13 protein-coding genes, 1 tRNA gene and 1 pseudogene are annotated in these 22,273 nt (G+C 41.2%); 11 read left to right on the top strand and 4 right to left on the bottom strand.

The genetic code is table 11. The features are described 5' to 3' along the window. The first annotated feature begins 36 nt into the window (after positions 1-36). Together RMZ95_RS00230 and RMZ95_RS00225 are read left to right on the top strand one after the other, a co-directional pair. Positions 37-163, top strand: a tRNA-OTHER gene (locus RMZ95_RS00230). A 37-nt stretch (positions 164-200) separates the two neighbouring features. Continuing rightward, positions 201-1,802: a TROVE domain-containing protein gene (locus tag RMZ95_RS00225; protein WP_322683162.1), complete on the top strand. Its 1,602-nt coding sequence runs from the start codon at positions 201-203 to the stop codon at positions 1,800-1,802. Positions 1,803-2,142: 340 nt separating this feature from the next. Here the strand turns inward: RMZ95_RS00225 and RMZ95_RS00220 are convergent, their stop codons facing one another. Beyond that, the gene (locus RMZ95_RS00220; protein WP_322683163.1) at positions 2,143-2,991 is read right to left on the bottom strand and encodes a peptidoglycan-binding protein; all 849 of its coding nucleotides are present in this window, start codon (positions 2,989-2,991) and stop codon (positions 2,143-2,145) included. 316 nt (positions 2,992-3,307) lie between these two features. Between RMZ95_RS00220 and RMZ95_RS00215 the strand changes: the two genes are divergently transcribed. Further along, positions 3,308-4,843 carry a tetratricopeptide repeat protein gene (locus tag RMZ95_RS00215; protein ID WP_322683164.1) on the top strand — a complete coding sequence of 512 codons (1,536 nt, stop codon included), beginning with the start codon at positions 3,308-3,310 and terminating at the stop codon, positions 4,841-4,843. A 330-nt stretch (positions 4,844-5,173) separates the two neighbouring features. Continuing rightward, the gene (gene gorA / locus RMZ95_RS00210; RefSeq protein WP_322683165.1) at positions 5,174-6,520 is read left to right on the top strand and encodes a glutathione-disulfide reductase; all 1,347 of its coding nucleotides are present in this window, start codon (positions 5,174-5,176) and stop codon (positions 6,518-6,520) included. 438 nt (positions 6,521-6,958) lie between these two features. Here gorA and RMZ95_RS00205 read toward each other — a convergent pair whose 3' ends face one another. Continuing rightward, complete coding sequence (locus tag RMZ95_RS00205; RefSeq protein ID WP_322683166.1) at positions 6,959-9,331, bottom strand: CHASE2 domain-containing serine/threonine-protein kinase; 2,373 nt, start codon at positions 9,329-9,331, stop codon at positions 6,959-6,961. 736 nt (positions 9,332-10,067) lie between these two features. Between RMZ95_RS00205 and RMZ95_RS00200 the strand changes: the two genes are divergently transcribed. The 4 genes and pseudogenes from RMZ95_RS00200 (at position 10,068) to RMZ95_RS00185 (ending at position 13,958) form a co-directional block, all read left to right on the top strand. After that, positions 10,068-10,589, top strand: coding sequence for an NYN domain-containing protein (locus tag RMZ95_RS00200; RefSeq protein ID WP_041565194.1), 522 nt, complete (start codon positions 10,068-10,070; stop codon positions 10,587-10,589). A gap of 102 nt (positions 10,590-10,691) precedes the next feature. Beyond that, positions 10,692-12,296 (top strand): 2-isopropylmalate synthase, encoded by a 1,605-nt coding sequence (locus tag RMZ95_RS00195; RefSeq protein WP_322683167.1) that lies wholly within the window; start codon positions 10,692-10,694, stop codon positions 12,294-12,296. Positions 12,297-12,540: 244 nt separating this feature from the next. Further along, positions 12,541-13,047, top strand: a complete 507-nt coding sequence (locus RMZ95_RS00190) for a GNAT family N-acetyltransferase (RefSeq protein WP_322683168.1) — start codon at positions 12,541-12,543, stop codon at positions 13,045-13,047. A gap of 250 nt (positions 13,048-13,297) precedes the next feature. Further along, positions 13,298-13,958 (top strand): annotated as a pseudogene (locus tag RMZ95_RS00185) (SnoaL-like polyketide cyclase). A gap of 259 nt (positions 13,959-14,217) precedes the next feature. Here RMZ95_RS00185 and RMZ95_RS00180 read toward each other — a convergent pair. Continuing rightward, positions 14,218-16,674 (bottom strand): HEAT repeat domain-containing protein, encoded by a 2,457-nt coding sequence (locus RMZ95_RS00180; protein WP_322683169.1) that lies wholly within the window; start codon positions 16,672-16,674, stop codon positions 14,218-14,220. Positions 16,675-17,143: 469 nt separating this feature from the next. On the opposite strand from RMZ95_RS00180, the gene RMZ95_RS00175 reads away from it, so the two are divergent. After that, positions 17,144-17,914 carry a biotin/lipoate A/B protein ligase family protein gene (locus RMZ95_RS00175; RefSeq protein ID WP_322683170.1) on the top strand — a complete coding sequence of 257 codons (771 nt, stop codon included), beginning with the start codon at positions 17,144-17,146 and terminating at the stop codon, positions 17,912-17,914. A gap of 335 nt (positions 17,915-18,249) precedes the next feature. Here RMZ95_RS00175 and RMZ95_RS00170 read toward each other — a convergent pair whose 3' ends face one another. Then, positions 18,250-19,752 (bottom strand): acyl--CoA ligase, encoded by a 1,503-nt coding sequence (locus RMZ95_RS00170; RefSeq protein ID WP_322683171.1) that lies wholly within the window; start codon positions 19,750-19,752, stop codon positions 18,250-18,252. A gap of 340 nt (positions 19,753-20,092) precedes the next feature. On the opposite strand from RMZ95_RS00170, the gene RMZ95_RS00165 reads away from it, so the two are divergent. Beyond that, positions 20,093-21,160: a glycosyltransferase family 4 protein gene (locus tag RMZ95_RS00165; protein ID WP_322683172.1), complete on the top strand. Its 1,068-nt coding sequence runs from the start codon at positions 20,093-20,095 to the stop codon at positions 21,158-21,160. 223 nt (positions 21,161-21,383) lie between these two features. Continuing rightward, positions 21,384-22,154, top strand: a complete 771-nt coding sequence (locus tag RMZ95_RS00160) for a WecB/TagA/CpsF family glycosyltransferase (RefSeq protein ID WP_322683173.1) — start codon at positions 21,384-21,386, stop codon at positions 22,152-22,154. Positions 22,155-22,273 lie beyond the last annotated feature (119 nt).

Below are 22,273 nucleotides of genomic sequence, written 5' to 3'. Positions count from 1 at the left end.
GAGCGTAGCCGAAGTCCAAAATCCAAAATTTTCATGTGGCAGATAGCTCAGTTGGTAGAGCACCGAAAAACATCCTTGTTCACACCTTGCCTGAAAAGGCCGATGAATTTAGGGTTATCGCCTGATAAGCCGGATGTCGCAGGTTCAAATCCTGCTTTGCCACCTTTCATTTTTGCCCGCAAGGGCCGGGAGATGAAGCGATGAATTACAATTTTTTCACTAAAAAGAAGACAACTACACCCCAAAATCAACCTATCCCCGGACGAGAAGCAGAAATGGTTCAGGGACGTTCCGGCGGCTGGATGTTTGATGCTGGTATTTGGAAAATGCTGCGCCGTTGTCTTTTAGTTGGCACAGCAAAAAGCACTTACTACGCTGGCAAACAGGAATTAACTGAAGATTTTGTGACAGTTGTAAGACTTGCTGTTGCCGAAAATCCTGGTCGTGTAGCAGAAGAAATTTTGTATGCTAGCGATGGACGCGCCATCAATAACAGCGCGCCTATCTTGGCTTTAGTGTTGCTATCGATGGGTGAAACACCAGAAGCAAAACAGGCGTTTGGTGAAATTTTCCCGCAAGTTGTCCGCACTGGTAGCCACTTCTACGAATGGTTGAACTACACCAAATCTCTGCGGGGATTTGGCAAAGTAGTGCGGGAAGCTGGTAAAACTTGGCTCTCAAGGGAAGATGTCAAGGGTTTAGCTTATCAATTATTGAAATATCAACAGCGTCAAGGCTTCTCCCACCGGGATGCGTTGCGGTTGTTCCATGTCAAACCGCCTACAGAAAATCACCGTCAACTATTTGAGTGGGTAGTTAGAGGCTGGGAAGAATTGCCAGCAGATATCCCCTCAGAAGCGTTAGCGCAGATTTGGTGGTATGAGTGGCTGAAGCGGAATCCTACCCAAACCCATGAAGCTATTTCCCAAGGACGCTTAACCCACGAAATGGCTGCACCAGTGGGCAAAATGGACAAGCTTGCTTGGCAGTTGCTATTTCAGGAAATGCCAATAGGTGCAATGTTGCGTAACTTGGGTTCTTTAACCGAACTGGGTGTGTTGCGAACTGACGAAACTGCCAATTTGCTGCGAGTGGAAGCAGTTCTTAACAACAAAGAACATCTGCGTAAAGGTCGCATCCATCCAATTGATGTTTTGAAAGCACTCAAAACATATCAATCTGCTGGGACATTAGGACGCAGTAAGAAAACTTGGAATCCAGTTCCTCGGATTGTAGACATTTTAGAAAAGGCGGTTGAACTGTCTTTTGATGTTGTGCAACCCACAGGTAAAGTATTCATGCACGCCGTAGACGTTTCTGGTTCTATGGGTAGCATGGTTGCAGATATGGGGCTAACTTGCTGTGAAATTGCCACCACAATGGCACTGGTGACAGCAAAAGCAGAGAAAAACTACATGATTCGCGGCTTTGCTACGGAATTCCGGGAATTAGATATTACCGCTAAAGATAGTTTTAGTTCTGCGGTTCGCAAAGCTAGCAATCAAAACTTTGGTGGAACGGATGCATCTGTAGCTTACGACTGGATGATTAAGAATAAGTTTAAAGCAGATGTAGTTTGCTTTTGGACTGACTCGGAAAGCTGGGCTGGGTATAAGCATCCAAGTCAAGCGCTGAAGGAGTACCGTAAAAAGGTAAATCCCAACGTCAAGGCGGTGTATGTCACCTTGACACCTTACCAAATTACTTTGGTAGATCCTGAAGATTCGCTGTCTTGGGATTTGGCAGGGTTCGACCCAGGTACACCTCGGATCGTTCAGATGCTAGCTACGGGTGAATTGTAGAGATTGCTGAAGGGTAAAGGATGAAACACTTTATCCTTCATACTTCATGGCGGGTTATCCTTGTTCGCAACTTGCCTTTCGGGGCCGAAGAATTTAGGGTTATCGGTTACGTCTCCACCATTGTGGGGATTAGCGGGTTCAATCCCCGCACCCGCCTTTGTTTTTGATTTTTACCTCATGCAAAGAAGAAAGCGATTTAATTTTTGAATGGTCGTTTTTCTATTTCAGCGATGGGTAAGAGTAGAGTGTCTTCGATGTGCGTAGGCGCAGCCCGTCGTAGACATCGCTATTTTTAGAAGCACAACGATCGCTCATCATCTATTCACCGACTCAATGTTAATTAAATCAATGTCCCCAAAAAACCGATAATTGGTTTCCAAAAGATACCAGTTAACACATAAGGAGCATATTCTAAAAGCGGTAAACTTGAGTGCTTCGAGGGCTTCAGCGGTAAACACTCTAAGAGAAAAGGCACTATACAAGTGAGTCCATAGGCAGTTGCTAAGGCTATATTCCATTTCAGTTCATCTGCTGGTATGGGGCTACAATAAATACCCAGTAGAATGAAAGAGATCATTAAAAACTGCTTACAAAAAAACCAGGATTGGGGCGATAGAAAATAAACTAACTGGAGAAAGCTTTTGTTATCTATTTTTTGTCGCATTCCCATTAATACAGCCCAAGTCGCAGCCCCAACTACGCCATCATCTTTCAGTCCATAAGTTCTTTGAAAGCGTTTAACACCTCTTTCAGTTTCCCTACTAAAATACCCGTCGGGTTCTTTTTTGAAAAATCCTTCTTCATTAAGGATAGTTTGCAGTTCCTTAATAGCATCCTGTAATTTTGGCGACATACTTTTTTGATTGCGATAAAGCTTTGGGTAGAAAAGGCAAGCCCAACTCAGTGGGCCAACGATTCCATCCACCTGAAGATTATTGGCTTTCTGAAAATTTATTACAGCCTCTTCTGTTTCTATGTCAAATTTACCACTAATAGTTGAAAGAAAACCCTGAGCTTGTAATCGCTCTTGTAGTTCATCAATTGATTCCTGTGCAGAGTTTGGCGAAAAGTCTCGGTATAATATGGGACGTTTATTGAATACACAGACTTGTCTTTCTTCTGGGAAATAACGCCGAGATCGTTTTAGTTCAAATAAGATACTTAAGAACCTAAGTGTTGTATTTTTCATAGTTTTGTTGAGTAAACAGTTTGGAGAAGTTTTAAAGATTAGAAGCAGGCATTATCTGGAGTAACTCCCTACCTACCTAAAGACAAAAATCAATTTAGATACTAATATAGGAAGATTTACTATTAATAGCCAGTTGCAAAGTTAACAACGTGTTAATGCTTTGTAATGTTAAATAGAGCGTAACCTACGCGAGATTTTTCGGGTAATTGCCAATGCCTTAAACGACTCTACAATTATTCAATCTCCTCCCAATGACCAATTTGAGCGTGTACGTCAATGTCTTTGTAAACAACGAACGCTTCTAATTGTTGACAATATGGAGACTATAGAAGACAGGGATGAGGTTATAGAATTCCTATATAATTTACCCATTTGCGTCAAAGTAGTAATTACTACCCGCGAACGAATTGCCCTGCTACCAATCAGTCTGCGAAACTTGCCTCTGAATGATGGTTTGCAGTTGATTCAGCAACAAGCTGAAGAGAAAGGTATAACTATCCAAGATGCAGACTCTAGCTTGCTCTACGATCGCACTGGAGGAATCCCCCTCGCTATTGTCTACGCACTCGGTCAAGTCTCCAGTGGCTACTCTTTGAACTTCGTATTGGAGCAGTTAGCCTCCGCTACAGGCGATGTGGCTCGTTTTTGCTTTGATGAATCAGTGCAAAATATCAAGGGACAGCCACCCCACAAGTTACTAATGTCATTGGCGATTTTTCCTGACTCTCCCATCCAAGCAGCTGTGGCTGAAGTAGCTGGACTGACATCTGCTCCTGATTCTGTCAATAATGGCCTGGTACGTTTGCAGCAACTCTCATTAGTGAATCTGAACTCAGAGACTAAACGATACGAAATGCTGTCTCTGACTCGTGAGTATGCCTTAGCACAATTAGCTGCTTACCCAGATTTTGAGAAAGAAGCACGGAAACGGTGGGTGAAATGGTATCTAAATTTTGCTTACAGATACGGCAGAGAAGATTGGGAGAACTGGATACATTACGACAGGTTAAAGGAAGAGGAAGGAAATCTACGGGCAGTACTTTATTGGTGTAAAAACCAAGACCATTATGCAGAAGTTAGGGATTTGTGGTTGCTCTTGAACCACTACGCCAATCTCTATGCTTATTGGGACGATCGCCTTGATTGGTTGCAATGGCTGATAGAACAATCAGAACTACGTGGTGAATGGTCATCTTTGGTGAAGTTCATGATCCGCAAAACCTGGCTGTTAATTCGGGAGTGTTCGCCTCAAAGTCTCACACAAGCAGACGAAATATTGCAGCGGGCATGGGTTTTACGCGACCATGCAGATTCATGCGTTCAAGCTGACTTAGCCGAAAGTATGGCTAGACTGCGAATCAGACAGAATAATTATATAGATGCACGCCACTGGCTAACGGTAGAAGAAAAATTAGCGATCGAGGCGAATCTAGACGGGCGACAGCACATCCGCTATTTTATTCCGGTTCTTTATCATCGGGCTGAAATCTTTTATTCAGAAGGGGAATATTTTTCAACCAAGAAGCTATTTCAAGATGTGATGAAAAGTGCAGAAAAAATAAATTGGCATCGGGTGATTAATTCTGCTCAAAATTGGCTTGCTGATATTGCCATCGACCAAGGCGATCGCGATGAAGCTCAAAAGTTATTAATTAAAGGCTTAACTGTCGCCGAAAGCAGTAATAATAAGCGGCGTCTGGCTCGTTATCAACGTTCTCTTGCGCGTTGGGAGAGAAGGTGGGGAAGTGTCCAGAAAGCCTGCCAATTATCAACTCAGGCTATTAATAGTTTTGAGCGTTTGGGAATGACAAGAGATGCAAAAGAGATGCAAACTTTATTTGATTCCCCATAATTATCTGTAAATATCGCATTTCCAGTTGTTTTCTAGCATGGCTGCTGCCCAAATTAGGCAATGGGTTACACCTTGTCGTCAGCGATCGCACTTCTAATTTTTTAGATAATAATATGCTTTGTTTGTCAACAAAGTGTAATATAACTTAGTAATTATTGGGCGATCGCTGTTCCTTTTCGATTTAAGACTATTAATGCGGCAATCTGCGAAATATTAGCCTGGTTTCATCCCAAATTGTCCACCCAAAGACAGTAGATGAAGTTTTGTGTGAATAACTATAAGGTATGAAATAGCTCTGCATTCCAAAAAGTGAAAAAGGAACAGATTTTTATGACATTTGATTACGATTTGTTTGTCATTGGTGCTGGGCCTGGGGGATTGGCAGCAGCTAAAAAAGCCGCTAGTTATGGTGTACGTGTCGCCATTGCCGAACAAGAAGCTATTGGTGGCACCTGTGTAAATCGCGGCTGCGTTCCAAAAAAGCTGATTGTCTACGCTGCTGACTTCGCCCTCAAAAATCAAATCGCACAAAGTTATGGGTGGAGTGACTGTCAAACATACTTTGACTGGACATTATTTATTAAGTCAGTACATCAGCATATTGACAGCGTTAACCAATCCTATTTTCAGCAATTGCAAAAAGCTGGAATTGAATTAATTTCTCAACGTGTCACTTTCATCGATACCCATACGATCGATATTGATGGACGCAAAGTTACAGCCGACAAAATTTTAATTGCTGTGGGAGGACAACCCCTTAAGCCCAAAATCCCAGGTATAGAATACGCCATTACATCCCGCGAGATGTTTCAGCTACCCTATCTGCCAAAACGTTTAGCAATTATTGGCGGTGGCTACATTGGCGTAGAATTTTGCAGTATGATGCACGCTTTCGGTTGTGAGGTGACGGTGATTGAAAAAGACGAGATGATTTTATCGGGGTTTGACGATCGCATTTGCTCTGCTGTACAACAGGGGTTGATTAAACGCGGAATTAAGTTTTTCACCAATAGCACTGTTCAAGAAATCAAATACTCAGAAGAGGGTTTGTTGTTAACTATTACTGGTGAGAGCCAAGAAATAATTACAGCAGATACCATCTTAGTTGCCACAGGTTACACTCCAAATACCAAGAATCTTGGTTTAGAAAATGCCCATGTTGAACTTGGCGAAGATGGTGCAATCAAAGTAGATGAATACAGTCGCACCAGTCAAGAAAACATTTTTGCTGTGGGTGACTGCACCAGCCGCGTGCAATTGACTCCAGTGGCTAAGGCAGAAGGTATTGTCTTTGCCGATACAGTTTTTGGGAACAAGGCGCAAAAACTAAATTATGATTATGTGCCCACTGCTGTTTTTTGCCGTCCAGAAGCGGCTAGTGTGGGGATGACGGAGGCGAAAGCACGAGAAAAATTTGGTGAATCTGTAGAATGCTACTGCACCGAGTTCCAACCACTGTTGTATCAGATGATCGAACAGGATGAGCCAACCACTATAAAGTTAGTGGTAAATAGTGATTCTGGGCAAGTTTTGGGCGCTCACATGGTAGGCGAACATGCAGCAGATATCATTCAAAGTTTAGGTGTGGCAATTCGCAAGGGCATTACCAAGGAAGATTTGGATGAAACAATAGGCATTCATCCCACGACAGGAGAAGAATTTCTGTCGTTAAATTAAATCATGTGCAGGACTGAGTGAAAAAGCCACAAATGAGAAGGGGGAAATCTTTAGACCTGCCTTAAAAATAGGGACTGGGGACTGGGGACTGGGAACTGGGGAAGAGATATTTTTATAGTTCCTTGTGAGTTCCACTCATAGAGTCTCTTGCAAAAAGAACTTTTGCACTCTTGTGGGAAAAGGGATTCATCTTTATTGGGAAAAGGGAAAATAACAAACCTTTCCCCCTTTACCCCGCCCCTTATCCCCAGAGGGGACCCCACCTTCCCCTTTTCCCGACTTCTGAAAGAAGTCTCTTCTTCTCACCTCCCTATTTTCGTGCCCGATTATACTTTTGCAACTCCAAAAATTAAATTATCCAAATTTTTGTATCCAATACAACTATCAGATTTGGCTTTGCCTACTTAAGAACAGTTTCCAGAGTGATTGGAGATTTTTTTATTTGGAAGTTTCTTGTCCTTCTGAGTAAGATTTTGTGGGTATGTCTAAATCGTCTAAAGTATTCATTAATAAGTCATCTTGTGGAATATAGTCTCTCTGTTGGAAATTTACCAAATCGTCAAGAACTTTAATAGCTTCAAGATCCTTAAGAGCCTCTGATGCAGACTGATATCGCTCTTTGAAGTCAGCCACCACCATTTTACTGAGAATCTGAGCTAGGGAGTGGCTGACCTGAGTGCGTAGTTTACCGCCGTAGGCATCTCTCCATTTGATTTCCCCCTTAGCGTCTCTATCTAGCTCACGGGGTGCTACACCAGTCAAGGCTTTAATCCCAACCATGCCAACTGCATAGATATCACTACTGTACTGTGGACGACCAAAACATTGTTCGCTTGGTGCGTAACCCTGAGTACCAATACCAATGGTGAAAGGGGTGGACTCTTGAGGATCGAGCTGTTTGATGCCGACTTCTTTAACGGCTCCAAAGTCAATCAACACCAGTTTTCCGTCTGAGTGTCGCCGGATGATATTGCTGGGTTTAATATCCCGATGAATCACGTGGTTTTCATGGACAAATGTTAATGTTTGCAATAAGTCCCTGATAATTTTGATCGCGGCAATTTCATCAATTGCTCTACCTGCTGGAAGTTCTTGATTTAAAGGATGACCAATTATCTGTTCTTGGACTAAATAAAATTCTTCATCTTCTTCAAAATAGGCCAAAAGTTGAGGAATTTGAGCGTGCCTTCCCAATTTTTCTAGTGTTTGTGCTTCTGAGTGAAATAAACGTCTGGCAAGTTGCAATCCTTCTGGTTTGGTGTTGGCTGGTTTTAGTTGTTTGACAACACATCGCGGATTTCCAGGACGTTGGGTATCTTCGGCAATGTAGGTTTCACTAAATCCACCGGAACCGAGAACTTTGACAATTTTGTAGCGTCTTGCCAAGACTTTCCCTGATAAGGCTAAATCTCGTTGCTGGATTAGGTGTTGGAAGTCATCTTGTTGGCTGATAATCTCTTGGACAACGGGTGAAGTTTTATACTTCTGAAAAATGTCTACTAATTGGCGTTTTCTGATGCTTTCTCTGATGACTGAGGTTGCCAAATAGGAAATTCCGGTCATGGCGATCGCAATCGCTGGTACGCTAGTGGGAAAAACTAACTGACCATAGACAAATAACCCATAACTAATTCCTCCCCAAGCGCCAGACAGGGCGAGGCTATAGAAAAATCTATGGATGCTACGTTTGCGTCTGCTAATCATCAAGGCTGAACTGCCAACTAGCATTAGCACAAACAAACCCTGCAATGGTGGACTCTTAATTCCTGGGGCGATCGCTTTTCCTGTCATCAAAGTTGCGATCGCATTGGCGTGAATTTCTACGCCAGACATCGGTTCAGTACTATTACTACCAGCAACTGGATAATAATCATTATGTAACCGATCTGTTGCACCAATCAGCACGATTTTGTCTTTGAACACCTTTCCTTGCTGCAAATAGCTGTTCCAGTTTTGCGGGTCGAGTACGTGCCAAAAAGGTTTTTGCTCAAATGTACCCGCAGGCCCCCAAAAATAAATGCGATCGCCTTTTGGTCGGGGATAATTTACTTGCGCTGCCTTCAGCGCGGCTTCATCAAAAGAGAGTCGCTTTTTGGTAAATAAATTATCTTCACCTAATAATTTGGGATACTCACTCGCTAATCGATGAACTTTTCCATCTACTTCTAAAGGAAAATTAACTGAACCAATGGATACTGACTTTGTACGAAACATTTGTTGTGGGTCTGTCAGTTGCGTAAAAGACCCTTGGTGCGTCTGGGAGTTTTCGTAAACGGCTGCTAAGGTAACTTTATTACCATATTTTTGCAGTACTGCCTGAAATTGGCGATCGTCTGCAACTCCATAGCTGCTTGCCGTATCAAAAACTACATCTAATGCTACAGCGCGGGCACCTGCTTCGATTAATTTTGTAATTACCTGGGAGTATGCAGCCCGTTTATAAGGATAAGATTTCAGTGTTTCTAAGTAGGCATACTGTTTCGGATCTGTTTTATAGTACTGTTCGGGAACCGATATTGACTGGTCGTCTATTGCTAAAATTACGATGTCTTCTGGAGGCGCGATCGGGCCGCGCAGTTGAAAAAAGCCAGAAAGCACCTGATTTTCCATCAATTGAACCGATTCCCCACCAGAAGCGCTCAATAGTGCGCCCCCAATTGCCCAAGTACCTGCCAGTAGATGACCTAAGCGAACCATCCAGCGAGAGTGGCGAGCAGATGCTGTTGAAGTCACTTTTGTTGGTTTACTTGACAGTCTATTGGCAGTAGAGACATAGTTTTTAGTTAAGGTAGATGTAGGTTCTTCTGCCATATCGTGTTACTGATTGATTTTAGTCCAACACTTTTATTTATTCAGACCGCGTTTTAGTGTAAGCACATTGAAATAAGACTTAAATGATAATCTTATACATTTGTAAAGTATCTTCTATTCATCAACAAAATTTTATTGGCAGAGCCAGCCCCCAAAAAATTCTTACTCAACCACTACTTAATTTATTCTTTTTCTGGTGAATGAGTTACAAGTAGTGATTGTCTCATAGATCGGAGTCGGATATACTCTACCAGTGCATTTGGTTCTGGCAAGATTTTACCCTAACCTAACCAACAAGTACGTTACTAACTGGGTGCCATACCATAAGCAGTCCAAGGCTGTCTTCTGTCTCTGGCGCAATGTTGGTAATCTCCAGAAAGCGTGTCCTGATACTGACAGCTTTAGCGAAATATAGGGTTTAATTTATATCTTACCTTAAGCCGATGTGATACCTCTTTAGGAGTAAACTTTAGGGTTATGCAGCGATGAATGCTGTTATTGGGTCAATTTTCTGGGTGGATTTTGATCGCCGGGTGGCTCTTGCTGTGCAGGGTGAATCAGGTTAACATCCTGGATCTCAACTCCAATATTGCAAGCGTTTTTATGTCTTGAAAGAGGTAGGATAAAAGCTATAGATAAAGAACTACGTTATAGATATTAGCAAACAAGGCATTTGAAAATTGCTATAATCTATTGTTCCATCTAAATTCATATATATTATTAGGTGTAAATTTGTATGGGTTCTCCAATGAATCGTCTATCTATTTTTGTAGATGGAAACAATATGTTCTATGCTCAACAAAAAAATGGCTGGTTTTTTGACCCGCGACGAGTCTTAGAATACTTCAAACATGAGCAATCAGAAACAACATTAATTAATGCCTTCTGGTACACTGGCTTAAAAGATCCACAAGACCAGCGAGGTTTCAGAGACGCTCTAATTAGTCTAGGATATACAGTACGAACTAAAATTCTGAAAGAATATTATGATGATACGTCAGGTCGTTACTCGCAAAAAGCGAATTTAGATATTGAAATTGTTGTAGATATGTTTAATACAGTAGACCAGTATGACCGAGTAGTATTATTCAGTGGTGATGGAGATTTTGAAAGAGCAATCGAACTATTACGCTCAAAAAATACACATATAACGGTAGTATCAACAGAAGGAATGATTGCTAGAGAACTACGCAATGCTACAGATAGATATATAGATTTAAATGATATCAGAGATCAAATAGAAAAAACTGAAGGTTAGTAGCTTTAACAATTATTTACAAAAATAAGAGTAAAAGAAAAACTAGGGTTGAAGATATATTAAGCCACAAGTAAACACTAAACACTAAACAACAAACGGCAAATGAGAAACAAAACAGATCGAATCATCATTTTTGATACAACATTGCGAGATGGAGAGCAGTGTCCGGGAGCGACTTTGAATATAGACGAAAAGCTAGTTATTGCCAAGCAATTAGCGCGTCTAGGTGTAGATGTAATTGAAGCAGGCTTTGCGTTTGCTAGTCCCGGAGATTTTGAAGCAGTCAAGAAAATTGCTCAAATTGTCGGGACAGAAAATGGCCCGGTCATTTGTAGTTTGGCAAGAGCGATTAAAGCTGATATTGAAGCGGCTGCGGAAGCATTAAAACCAGCAGTTAATGCCAGAATTCACACATTCATTTCGACTTCTGATATTCATTTAGAATATCAATTGCGAAAGTCACGGGCAGAAGTGTTAGCGATCGCCGAAGAAATGGTCGCTTATGCCAAATCTTTCATGACAGATGTGGAATTTTCGCCGATGGATGCGGCTCGTTCCGATCCAGAATTTTTGTACCAAGTGTTAGAGCGAACGATCGCAGCTGGTGCAACAACAGTTAACATTCCCGATACCGTAGGTTACACAACCCCTAGCGAATTTGGAGCCATAATTAAAGGCATTATCGAAAATGTCCCCAACATTGACCAAGCGATTATTTCCGTTCACGGTCATAATGATTTAGGCTTGGCAGTTGCTAACTTTTTAGAAGCCGTAAAAAATGGCGCACGGCAACTAGAATGTACGATCAATGGCATTGGCGAACGCGCCGGAAATGCATCACTCGAAGAATTGGTAATGGCGTTGCACGTGCGGCGGCAATATTTTAACCCTTATCTCGGCAGACCAGAAGATTCTCAAGAATCGCTGACAAATATCGACACCCGACAAATTTACAAAACCTCACGCTTAGTTTCTAATTTGACGGGAATGTTGGTACAACCAAATAAAGCGATCGTCGGGGCGAATGCCTTCGCCCATGAGTCTGGAATTCACCAAGATGGTGTATTAAAAAACAAACTCACCTACGAAATTATGGATGCTCAATTGATTGGCTTAACAGACAATCAAATCGTTTTGGGCAAACATTCAGGTAGAAATGCTTTCCGGACTCGGTTGAAAGAATTGGGCTTTGAACTGTCGGATACTGAGTTAAATAAAGCCTTCGTTAGATTCAAAGAAGTAGCAGATAAAAAGAAAGAAATTTCTGATTGGGATTTGGAAGCGATCGTTAACGATGAAATCCAACAAGCACCCGATTTGTTCCGGGTAGAGTTGGTGCAAGTTTCCTGTGGTAGCAACGCCCGTCCTACTGCTACAGTTACTCTGCGTACCCCAGAAGGTGAAGAATTAACCGATGCTGCGATCGGTACTGGGCCAGTGGATGCAGTTTACAAAGCTATCAACCGTGTGGTGAATGTACCCAACCAGTTGATTGAGTTTTCTGTGCAGTCAGTAACAGGCGGTATTGATGCCCTTGGCGAAGTGACGATTCGTTTACGTTATGAGTCTAAAGTGTTTTCTGGTCATGCAGCCAATACAGATATCATCGTGGCATCCGCGCAAGCTTATGTAAATGCGTTGAATAGGTTGTATGCATCTTTGCAAACTCAAGAAAAGCCAGAGGAAGTAACTGCACAGAAAGTCTGAGATCGGAATCTGTGAAACTGCCAGTTTTTAGCTGATGCTAACAAACTCTTCTCCAACTTTGGTTACGGTATACACACAAGTCTGAAATAGCTGATTAATCTGGGTTTTACCCCACCCTAACCCTCCCCTTGCAAAGGGGAGGGAACTAGATAGATTTTCTTGTTTCCCCCCTTGGCAAGGGGGGATTAAGGGGGGTAATTCGACTTCTGTGTACACGGTAGCCAACTTTGGGGAGGAGTTATTTGTGAGTTCTAAAAAATCGTTGGAAATTATGCTGACAGAAAAAAATATAACTATCAGAGAAGCTACTATCAAAGAAGATTCAGTAATTGCACAACACTTTTATCAAATGTGGCTAGATATTGGTGTTGATGAGAGTAATCTACTTGTGGAGTGGCAGAATATTACCCTCCAATTTCTAGAAGATGCGCGTCGAGATTTGTTTTACAAAGCTTTTATTGCAGAGGTTGATAATACAGTTGTGGGTTCTGTAAGTTGTCAACTTTTTGCAGGTTTATACCCGAATGTTTTCAAAGATGAATACCGCAAATTTGGATATATTTGGGGCGTTTATGTCGAACAATCTTACCGCAGACAAGGAATTGCCAAATCTTTAACTAATAGAGCAATTGAATATTTAAAAGCGATCGCTTGCACGCGAGTGCTTCTTAATGCCTCACCATCAGGTAAACCAGTTTACTCCAGTCTCGGTTTTTCTGAAGGAAATTTAATGCAATTGGATTTGATTTAAGGACAGCAATTTGTTGCCTTGTAGTGATGCTCGATCAACTTAAATTGATGTAAGAAGATATTTGTCAAACTTACGTTAAATAGGATAGCTTAAGTGTTCAGATGTATGTAGTTACTATTATTCTGATTTGTACCATAAGTCAAGTTTATTGAGTTAATTATGAATATTTTTTACTTTTTTCGATTTTTAGATTTACTTATATGCATAAAACTTTCTTCTGAGAAACGATGTTTATAGTCAGTCAGCTTGTATGAGTAGCGAAAAGACAACAGAATTGCCACTCTGGGTACAAGATAGAGATATAGTCATTACTCATGATGAAGAAGTACAGTGGCGAGAGGGAAAACGCCCGGATTATTCATCAAGAGAGTAAATTTCAGCATCCAGAAGGTTCAATAGAAGCGATCGCTCAAAACTTAGTCCGCACTTTTGAGATGGAAGCTTCTAATAAATCTAATCCTCAACAGTGGCTTTCGATTGTTACTGATAAGTTTAAAATGAGTACCAATGGGGGACAACAATTCACTGCTCAGGATGTTGCAGATGAAGGTACTTATAACCTCTTTTTGGGTAAAACTGAGCAATATGACTCTGAAACAGAAACCTTTGAATCTTCATTTCAAGTTTTTCATACAGCCTTTCCCAATGGCTTCCTTTGGGAATTAACAGAAGTTCTTTCGGGGCCGCCTAATGTTACCTTTAAGTGGCGACATTGGGGAACATTTAATGGTTCCTATAAGGACTATGCACCTACAGGTGAAACAATAGAAATCGTCGGAGTTAGTATTGCTCGTGTCACTGATGATTTGAGGATTGAGTCTTTAGAGCATTATTTTGATAATAATGTCTTTCTTCAGAAATTGACGGCAGGTGGTTGTCCTTTCCATTCTCAAAATCAAAATAATCACTAATTTTAATTTAGTCATATTCATCAAATGGCACACTCGCTCGGCGTTCTTAATAAACAGCAGCGAACGCCGAGCGAGTGAGTATAATCATTGAAAATATGCAATGCATATAGCGCTTATCGAATGGATGCAATACACTTTGACCTCTCTCCAAGCCTCTCTCCTTTTAGGAGAGAGGCTTTGAATCTTACTCCCCAACGCTAGTAGGGAAAGGGCTGGGGGTTAGGTCTGTATTTCGTGCAATTGACAACCGCTATATCATTCATGGTATTAGTGTTTGTACAGTAGTAGCTGGCGCATTTACTGAAGGTGTAAACCCAGCCAGTTTACCCGACTTTTGGGGTACAAAGTCTGTTTCTTTGCTACCTTGAACCTCAGATAAGTAGCAATCTCGCACTGCCAACAACAAGCCTTTGATGGCATCTGGTGCGCCTGTTTTAACTAAATCGTCCGCCTTTTTGAAAAAATGCGATCGCCATTTCCCATCGTTATTGCCATACAATTCGATTAAATACCAACCTGCAAGATACTCAGCTAAAGGGTCAAGACAGAAACGGATTCTGTCTTTAGCAGAACCGATAGTTTGAATCAGGTGCAGGCGCTTTTCCAGATAATTGAGGTGTGCTTCGGGGTCATCAATACCCAAAGCTGCTAATGCCGCAATGGCATCTGCACGCTTGGCGGTTCCTGGTTGATAACTTTGCTGCAAGCATTCCCAGGCGATGGTTTTGGCAATTTGATGAACAGTACGGTCATTAAATTGCTCGTCTGTAACATCACGATTGAGTTCATTTATATAACCCAGCATCAAATTAGGAATATTCTCTGGCAACGCAGAAATATTAGATGTAACATCTTTACTGGCGATTAACTGTTCAGCATAAAGTTTAGCCAGCAAGACAGTGATATTATTTTGACCGACCATGAGAGAAAGACGGTTACAAGCGTCAAAAAATTCCTGGTCAGTAAAGCGATCGCGTTTACCTCGCTGCATGAGATAAGCTTCCATAAAGGACGATAGTTTATTCGCCTCAATCCGCAAAGGTTTAATTATCGTCTTATTAACCCGCCCCAGCTTTTCCTCAATTCGGGAAGTAATCGCTAATGCATTCACCGGAAACTCTGGCGACTCCGGTTCAATTGCTTCTCGTGTAGTGGCATTCATTTCTGAGAATCGGTCTACAATCACTAGAATGCGTTTCTTTCTTAACAAACGTAACAGTAATTCTTGACAAATCGGCTCTGGTTCATCAATTAAAGCTTGCAACTGTCCTCTGATGGCTTCTAAAAGCGGTGACTTACCTTCAGTTACCCGAAATTCTTCTTCCAAAAGCACAGGTAACATCAAATGTTTGCAGAGTTGTTGGTCTTCATCTTCAGCCATTGCCCATCCAGCGATTCGACACGCTAAACTGGTTTTACCTACACCCCCTTCTCCACCAATTACTAGACAGCTACGTTGTTTCTCGAAAGTTGAGCGCAAATTCTCATTCATCAGTTGGGGAACTGTTGTACCATCCAGAACAACAGGAATGGGAATATAACAGGCGCGACTGCTAACTGTATCCTTTTTGGGAAATTGTTCGCGGGCTGCTTTGATATATTTAGCTACCCACGCATCTAATACTCTGGGATGGTAATGAAACCAGCCAACAAATAGCACATATCGCAGAGGTACATTAACGCTGATAAATGGGAGAGAAAAATCTGTGTAGGGTTTGAGGGCGTTGTTAATTTTCAACAACCATAAAGGGGCTACCCGCAAGAGAATTAACCAAATACAAGGCAATAAGATAAGGTAAGCGGCAATTCCCAAAAGTAATTTATGCTTAAATAGCGATTCCAGAACTCTATCAAAAAGGCGAGTTTCTTTTTCTGCTTTCAGGGCATTGAGAGGGCGACGTATTAGCCTAATGTCCGTTTCTGTGAATTTATCTTTGTATTTTTGTATAGTTGTCAATACCTGCTCAAAGTCTGAGATGACTTTCTGCAACTTCGAGGTAGGTAAAGCATTGGCTTTGTCCTGAAAGCCTGCCGCGATTCCTCCTAAACCTTTGATAGCACCTAAACGCACGTAAAACTGGTTATCATTCAACAGGGCAATTAAATTAGGGACAGAAGATACTGCTTCTGTACCCATTGCACCCAAAGCGTAAGCCGAATTGTAACGTACAGTGGGGTTCTTATCTTTTAAGGCAGCAGTTAATACTGGGACAGCTACTTTCGCTTCTACACCAATTTTTCTGAGTGCAGAAGGAACATAAATGCGAACGAATTGCTCCTTGTCTTGTAATGCCGCCATCAACGATGGAACTGCTGCTTTGGCTGCTGTACCAATATTTCCTAAAGCTAAGGTGGCGTACAGGCGGACTTGTCCATCTTCATCCTGCAATGCGGCACTTAAGGCTGGAACTGCTGGTGCTGCTTCTGCACCCAAATCTCCCAAAACCGAAGCCGCGTGCCAGCGAAGATTAATATCTTGATTTTTCAACGCCTCAATCAGAGACGGTACTGCTGGGGAACCGATATTAACTAATGCATCTGCTGCAAGGCTTCTGATGTGGGCATCGTTATCTATCAGCTTCTCAATCAGAGGAGAAATTTTGCTGTCAGCAATGATTTGCGCCCAACTATTGCTTGTGCATAGTAGGAACAGTGTCAGGCATAAGACAACCACCTTGAGCGCACTAAGTAATACTTGTCTGGTATGCTTTGTCATTGAATCGGATTGAATCACCCGATGAACAACTCCAGTCAGAGAAACTATACCTAAGATTGTAATCTAACTGTCAATGTGGGTTAGCGATGTCTACGACGGGCTATGACGCTCGCAGACTCGCTATCGGCGTCGCACTGGTTTACCCCCGCTTTCAACCTTTGGCTTCAACGAAAAGTCAGCACGGGAGATTATAAAGCCTTACCAAATCAACCACTCTTGTAATGGTCACAAAATTACTGACTGGGAAAAATTTGAAAAATTTGTCGAGGTTAATGGGGATAAAACTCAAGTAGAGATGGCTATTGTTTGCATAAATCCTGGAAGATTCAAAATTCAAAATTGAATACAGTTTTGCCTTTAATAAACATTTTGATGAAATTCATAAACAGATTTTTCCTGATAATCTGAAACAAAAGTATTATTAAATACTGATATTAGGATGTCAATATATTTCCACAGTCCCAAACAGATGAAACAACTAGTAACCGAATCACCATCCACCTGGCGTTTTATCCCAATGCTTCAGACATCAGGAGGAGTACAAATGGCGATCGATGCTTGGTTGTTCAACCAATGTGAAAAGGGACAGCACCCGCCTACCTTGCGTTTTTATACCTGGCATCCCCACGCCCTCTCCTTGGGACATCTGCAAAAACAATGGCCTGCCCAATGGCATAATCTGATTTATCAGGGACAGCCACTCGATCTAGTTCGTCGTCCAACAGGAGGTAGAGCTGTTCTCCACCAAGGAAACTTGACCTACTCTGTGATTACCTCAGCTAGTACTGGAAAAAGCTGGGGTACTTATGAAAAAATCTGTAACTTTTTAATCCAAGGCTGGCAAACCTTGGGTATTGAGTTAAGTTATGGTTCTGCTGGACGGGGTTACATTCATAATCCCAGTTGTTTCAACACAGCAACAGCAGCTGACTTAGTTACTGCCGATGGAAGTAAATTTATTGGTAGTGCCCAACGCAAGGGGAAAAATACCATTCTTCAACACGGCTCGATGATTTTGTCTACAGACAAAGGTTTATTTCAGCAAATCTTTGAACAACCGGCTCCGTGGAATACCTCACTTTGCAATACACAGGACGAGGATAACTGGATTGCAAAGATTGTGGAGACATTGACAGAGACGGCAAGACAATACTTTGGTATAGAACTAGTTACCCAACCATTTACCGATCTCGAATGGGAAGATATCCTCAAATTGCGATCGCTGTATGAAGTGCGTTAGCGTAGCTCACCGTAAGTATCGCCTGTTGCAAAACTTGAGATTATGTAATAAATACGTATAATACCAAAGTTTTTTGGAAGTAAAATCGCTGTACAGTGTAGTTTTGCAGTGTAAATAAAAAGTTGACATTTCAATTTACATCATTTGCTGTAAAAGCGATCGTTTCATTCGTTGCCACACCAGAACAGCGTAACTTCAGTATCACTCAGAAGGATCTGACTGTTCAATCTCTGTTTTTGTAGATTGCATAGACGTTTGTGATTTTGACGATTAGTCTATTGAGAGCGTGTTCGCTGTGGGTGTGCCAGATCGTTTAGTAAACTACCGTTATCTCCCTATTCCCCTATATTCAGCAATTTCGCCATCGCTAACCGTTGCAGTTTACCGGTAGCACCACGAGGTAGTTGCTCTAAAATGTGAATTTGCCTCGGAACTTTGAAGTCTGCCAGCATAGTTGCACAGTGAGCTAAAAGTTCTTTTTCGCTAGCTTCTGCTTTTAGAACAACAGCTGCGTGGATATCTTCTCCTAAAGATTTGTGGGGGACGGCAAAGGCTAAGGCTTCGGCGACGGCGGGATGGCGTAGCAAGACATCATCCACTTCTAAAGGAGAAATTTTTTCCCCACCCCGGTTAATCAATTCTTTAATCCGTCCAGTCAAGCGGAGGTAGCCATCTGCATCAACTGCACCCTGATCCCCTGTACGGAACCAACCATTCACAAAAGCAGTGGCGTTAGCTTCTGGATTGTTTTCGTAGCCATCTATAACGTTGGGTGCTTTTACCACCACCTCGCCCAAGCTTCCCTGAGATAACAGGTTGCCTTCAGAGTCCATAATGCCGACTTCTACGCCAAAGCCATAACCTACAGTACCTAGTTTTCTGACTTTTGGCGGTAGGGGATTGGTGGTCATTAAGTGAGATGCTTCAGTCATGCTGTAAGATTCCACCACAGGAGCATTCAGAGTTGCCTCTAACTGTTCAATGATAATCGGCGGCAAAGAAGCGCTACTAGAGCGAATGAAACGAAAACGGTTAGCTTTGACAATTTCTGTATTACGGCTAGCGCGCGCCAAAATTGTCTGGTGCATAGTTGGCGCTGCGGAGTACCAGGTGGGTTTGTAGGTATCTACCAGTTTCCAAAACTCCAAGGCATTAAAACCATTGGGACAAACTAATGTACCACCCGAAGCCAGAGTTGCTAGCAAACAGCCCACCAATCCGTGAACATGGAACAAGGGCATTAGGCAAAGTGTAGTATCAGCTGCTGTGAGTGAGTAAGCACTAATCAGATTGCCGGCTGAAGCAATTAAGTTGCGATGACGAATCGGCACACGCTTGGGACGACTGGTAGTGCCGCTAGTGTGGAGAATCATCGCTATATCATCAGCGTTGGGGGCTGTGGGATTCGCGGATTCTGCTGGTTCTGAACCTGTTTTGACTGATTCAAAGCTTAATTTGCCGTCAGTATTTATCTTGGCATTAATCACCATCATATCAGGTGTGACACTAGCAATGGCTGCTTCTGACCCCTCAGACAACGTAATCAGTGCTTTTGCTTGGGTATCTTGGTAGTAAAAGGCAAATTCTTCTTGTTTGTATTTGGGATTTAAGGGTGCAGCAGTGCCACATAAGGCAGCAGCCAAAAAGGTAATTGCCATTGGTGAACCGTTAGTCATGGCAATGGCAATGCGTTCTCCCCGTTTCAATCCAAAGCTGTTGAGTTGAGATACCAGTGCAATAACATTCTCGCGCAATTGCTTATAGGTTAGCGATCGCCCATCAGGTGTAACTAGGGCTGGATGATTGTCTTCTCCTACTAAAAGCTCAAATAAATTCATTGGTTTTTCCAACCTGTAAATATATGATTTAGCTTAAACAAAAAATTGTTACTTAGCTTTGAGTTATGAGAGAGTGCTAGAATGCTGTTATTAACAACAATGTTTTAAACATCCTCATAACAATTTCTCTGACAGATTTTTGTTATGGAGATCATCCTGTAAAATCATAAAAGTATACATTGAATAAATTTGTGGCTCTGCGCTCAAACAGATAGAGTTATTAGGATTAATTCTCAAAATGCTTTGGGAGTACGCCCTTGGATATAAACTAGAATAAATTCATTCAATAGTTTATATAAATATCTATGTACTCAATTTTCAAAATATATTAATAGCAATTATGAGTACCATAAAAATTACTATGTTGGGCGAAAGCTTGGAGCGCCAAGGTGGAATAGTTTCTGTGGAAAAGCTCATTCTTGAAGAAACTACTTCTGATATTCAAATTAAACACATTACAACTTTACCAAATGGTTCTACTGTCTATAAAGTGTTAGTGTTTTTGCAAGCAATAGGTGAGTTATTTTGGAACTTATTAAACCAAAGAGCTGACCTAATTCACATCCATGTTTCAGATAGAGGTAGCGCTTTTCGTCATTCAATCACTACTCTGATTGGTTGGCTATTTCAAAAGCCAGTAATTATTCATACTCATAGTGCTGATTTTCATTTGTTTTACTCAAAACTACCCCAATGGCTTAAGCAGTGGCTAAGTTGGTCGTTTTGTAAATGTACGCGTTTCATCGTTTTATCAGATAGCTGGAAAAAATTCTACATTGAGAATCTTGGCTTGAAATCAGAACAAGTTATTGTTCTGCCTAACCCGGTAAAAATTCCCGCACAAATACCACAGCGAATAGATTCCAAACAAATATTTTTCTTATTTTTAGGGCGCATTGGTGAGCGCAAAGGCACTTTTGATTTAATTAAAGCATTTGCTTCTATGCCTGTTGCTCAACAAAGCCAAGCTAAGTTAGTTATAGCCGGGGATGGAGATGTAGAACAAGCTCGTAGTTTGCTCCCAACTCTAAATCTTACTGACTACATTACTATTCTTGATTGGGTAGATCGAGAAAAACGCGACGATCTTTTCACTAAAGCTGATGTCTTTGTGTTACCTTCCTACAACGAAGGTTTGCCTATGGCACTATTAGAAGCAATGAGTTGGGGTTTGGCAGTTATCACTACTGGAGTGGGAGGAATACCCGAAATAGTTACTCAAAATCAGAATGGTTTATTAATTGATCCGGGGGATATTCAACAATTGTCAGAGGCAATGCAATCTTTAATTGCAAACGAAAATCTGAGAATATCTTTGGGAAATAATGCACGAGTCAGAGTTAAAGACTTGGACATCAACAAATATCTTACATCTTTAAGAGGTATTTATACAGCAGTTATCAATTGATAACCATCTTGATGAAAGTAGGTTTAAGTTACTTACCCTATGTATTAAACACCAAATTCAAAAACGACGTAATTTATTCTGTATGCAAGGATAATAGATGTTATCAAGGAAGGAATTTAATTTAAAATTATGAAAATTTAAGGTAGCGATAAAGGTATTATTATTTTATTGTTCTGATTCTTCTAAACTTGGTATACTGGCTAATAAGTGAGGAAATGCAGAAATGAAAACTTTTCCGGAAGTTAAATTGCTTGATACAAGATTTCATAAAGTTCAAGTACAAGAATTAGTTGATTATTTAATAGAAGCAGCAAAAAATAAAAAAAAGACAGTTGTAGGACATGTGAATATCAGAGCAATGAATTTCGCTTATGAAAAGTCTTGGTATCGAGATTTTTTGAATAAAGCTGATTTAGTATTTTGTGACGGATTTGGTGTAATGGTAGGAGCTAGATTCAATGGTTATTCAATGCAATCTGCACATCGAATGACAGCACCAGATTACATAGAAGATTTAGCATTCAAGTGCGAGCAAGAAAACCTTTCTTTATTTTTGTTAGCTGGAAAACCTGGCGTAGTAGATAAGGCAATTACTAAGTTAGGATTGATTGCGCCTAATTTACGCGTACAAGGACATCATGGTTATTTTGATAAATCAGGAAAAGAGAATGATTTGGTAATAGAAAAAATTAATAAATTCCAACCAGATATTTTATATATTGGTTTTGGTATGCCATTACAGGAACGCTGGATTTTAGATAACTTCAATAAAATTGAAACTATTGTATTTTTACCTTTAGGTGCTTGTCTAGATTTTTATACTGACTCTATATATCGCGGCCCGCGTTGGCTGACTGATAATGGTCTGGAGTGGTTAACACGCTTAATTACTGAACCTACTCGTTTAGCAGACCGTTATATTGTAGGCATTCCATTATTTTTTTATCGCGTAGTTAAAAAGCGAATCACTCAAGGAATGATAACAAATCGCTAAATAAATTTTTCTAAATTTTGCATTTGTTATAACCATGACTGCCCAAAAGTGGCTAATTCTTTCCCCTACCTGTGCAGCCAAGACTAGAATTAGAATTGACGTGACATTCTCCTAGTAGC

This window comes from Nostoc sp. DedQUE07, assembly GCF_034530975.2.
In the GTDB taxonomy this organism is placed as follows: domain Bacteria; phylum Cyanobacteriota; class Cyanobacteriia; order Cyanobacteriales; family Nostocaceae; genus Nostoc.
Note: the sequence above shows the minus strand (reverse complement) of the source record. Positions and strands in the feature narration are given on the sequence as shown.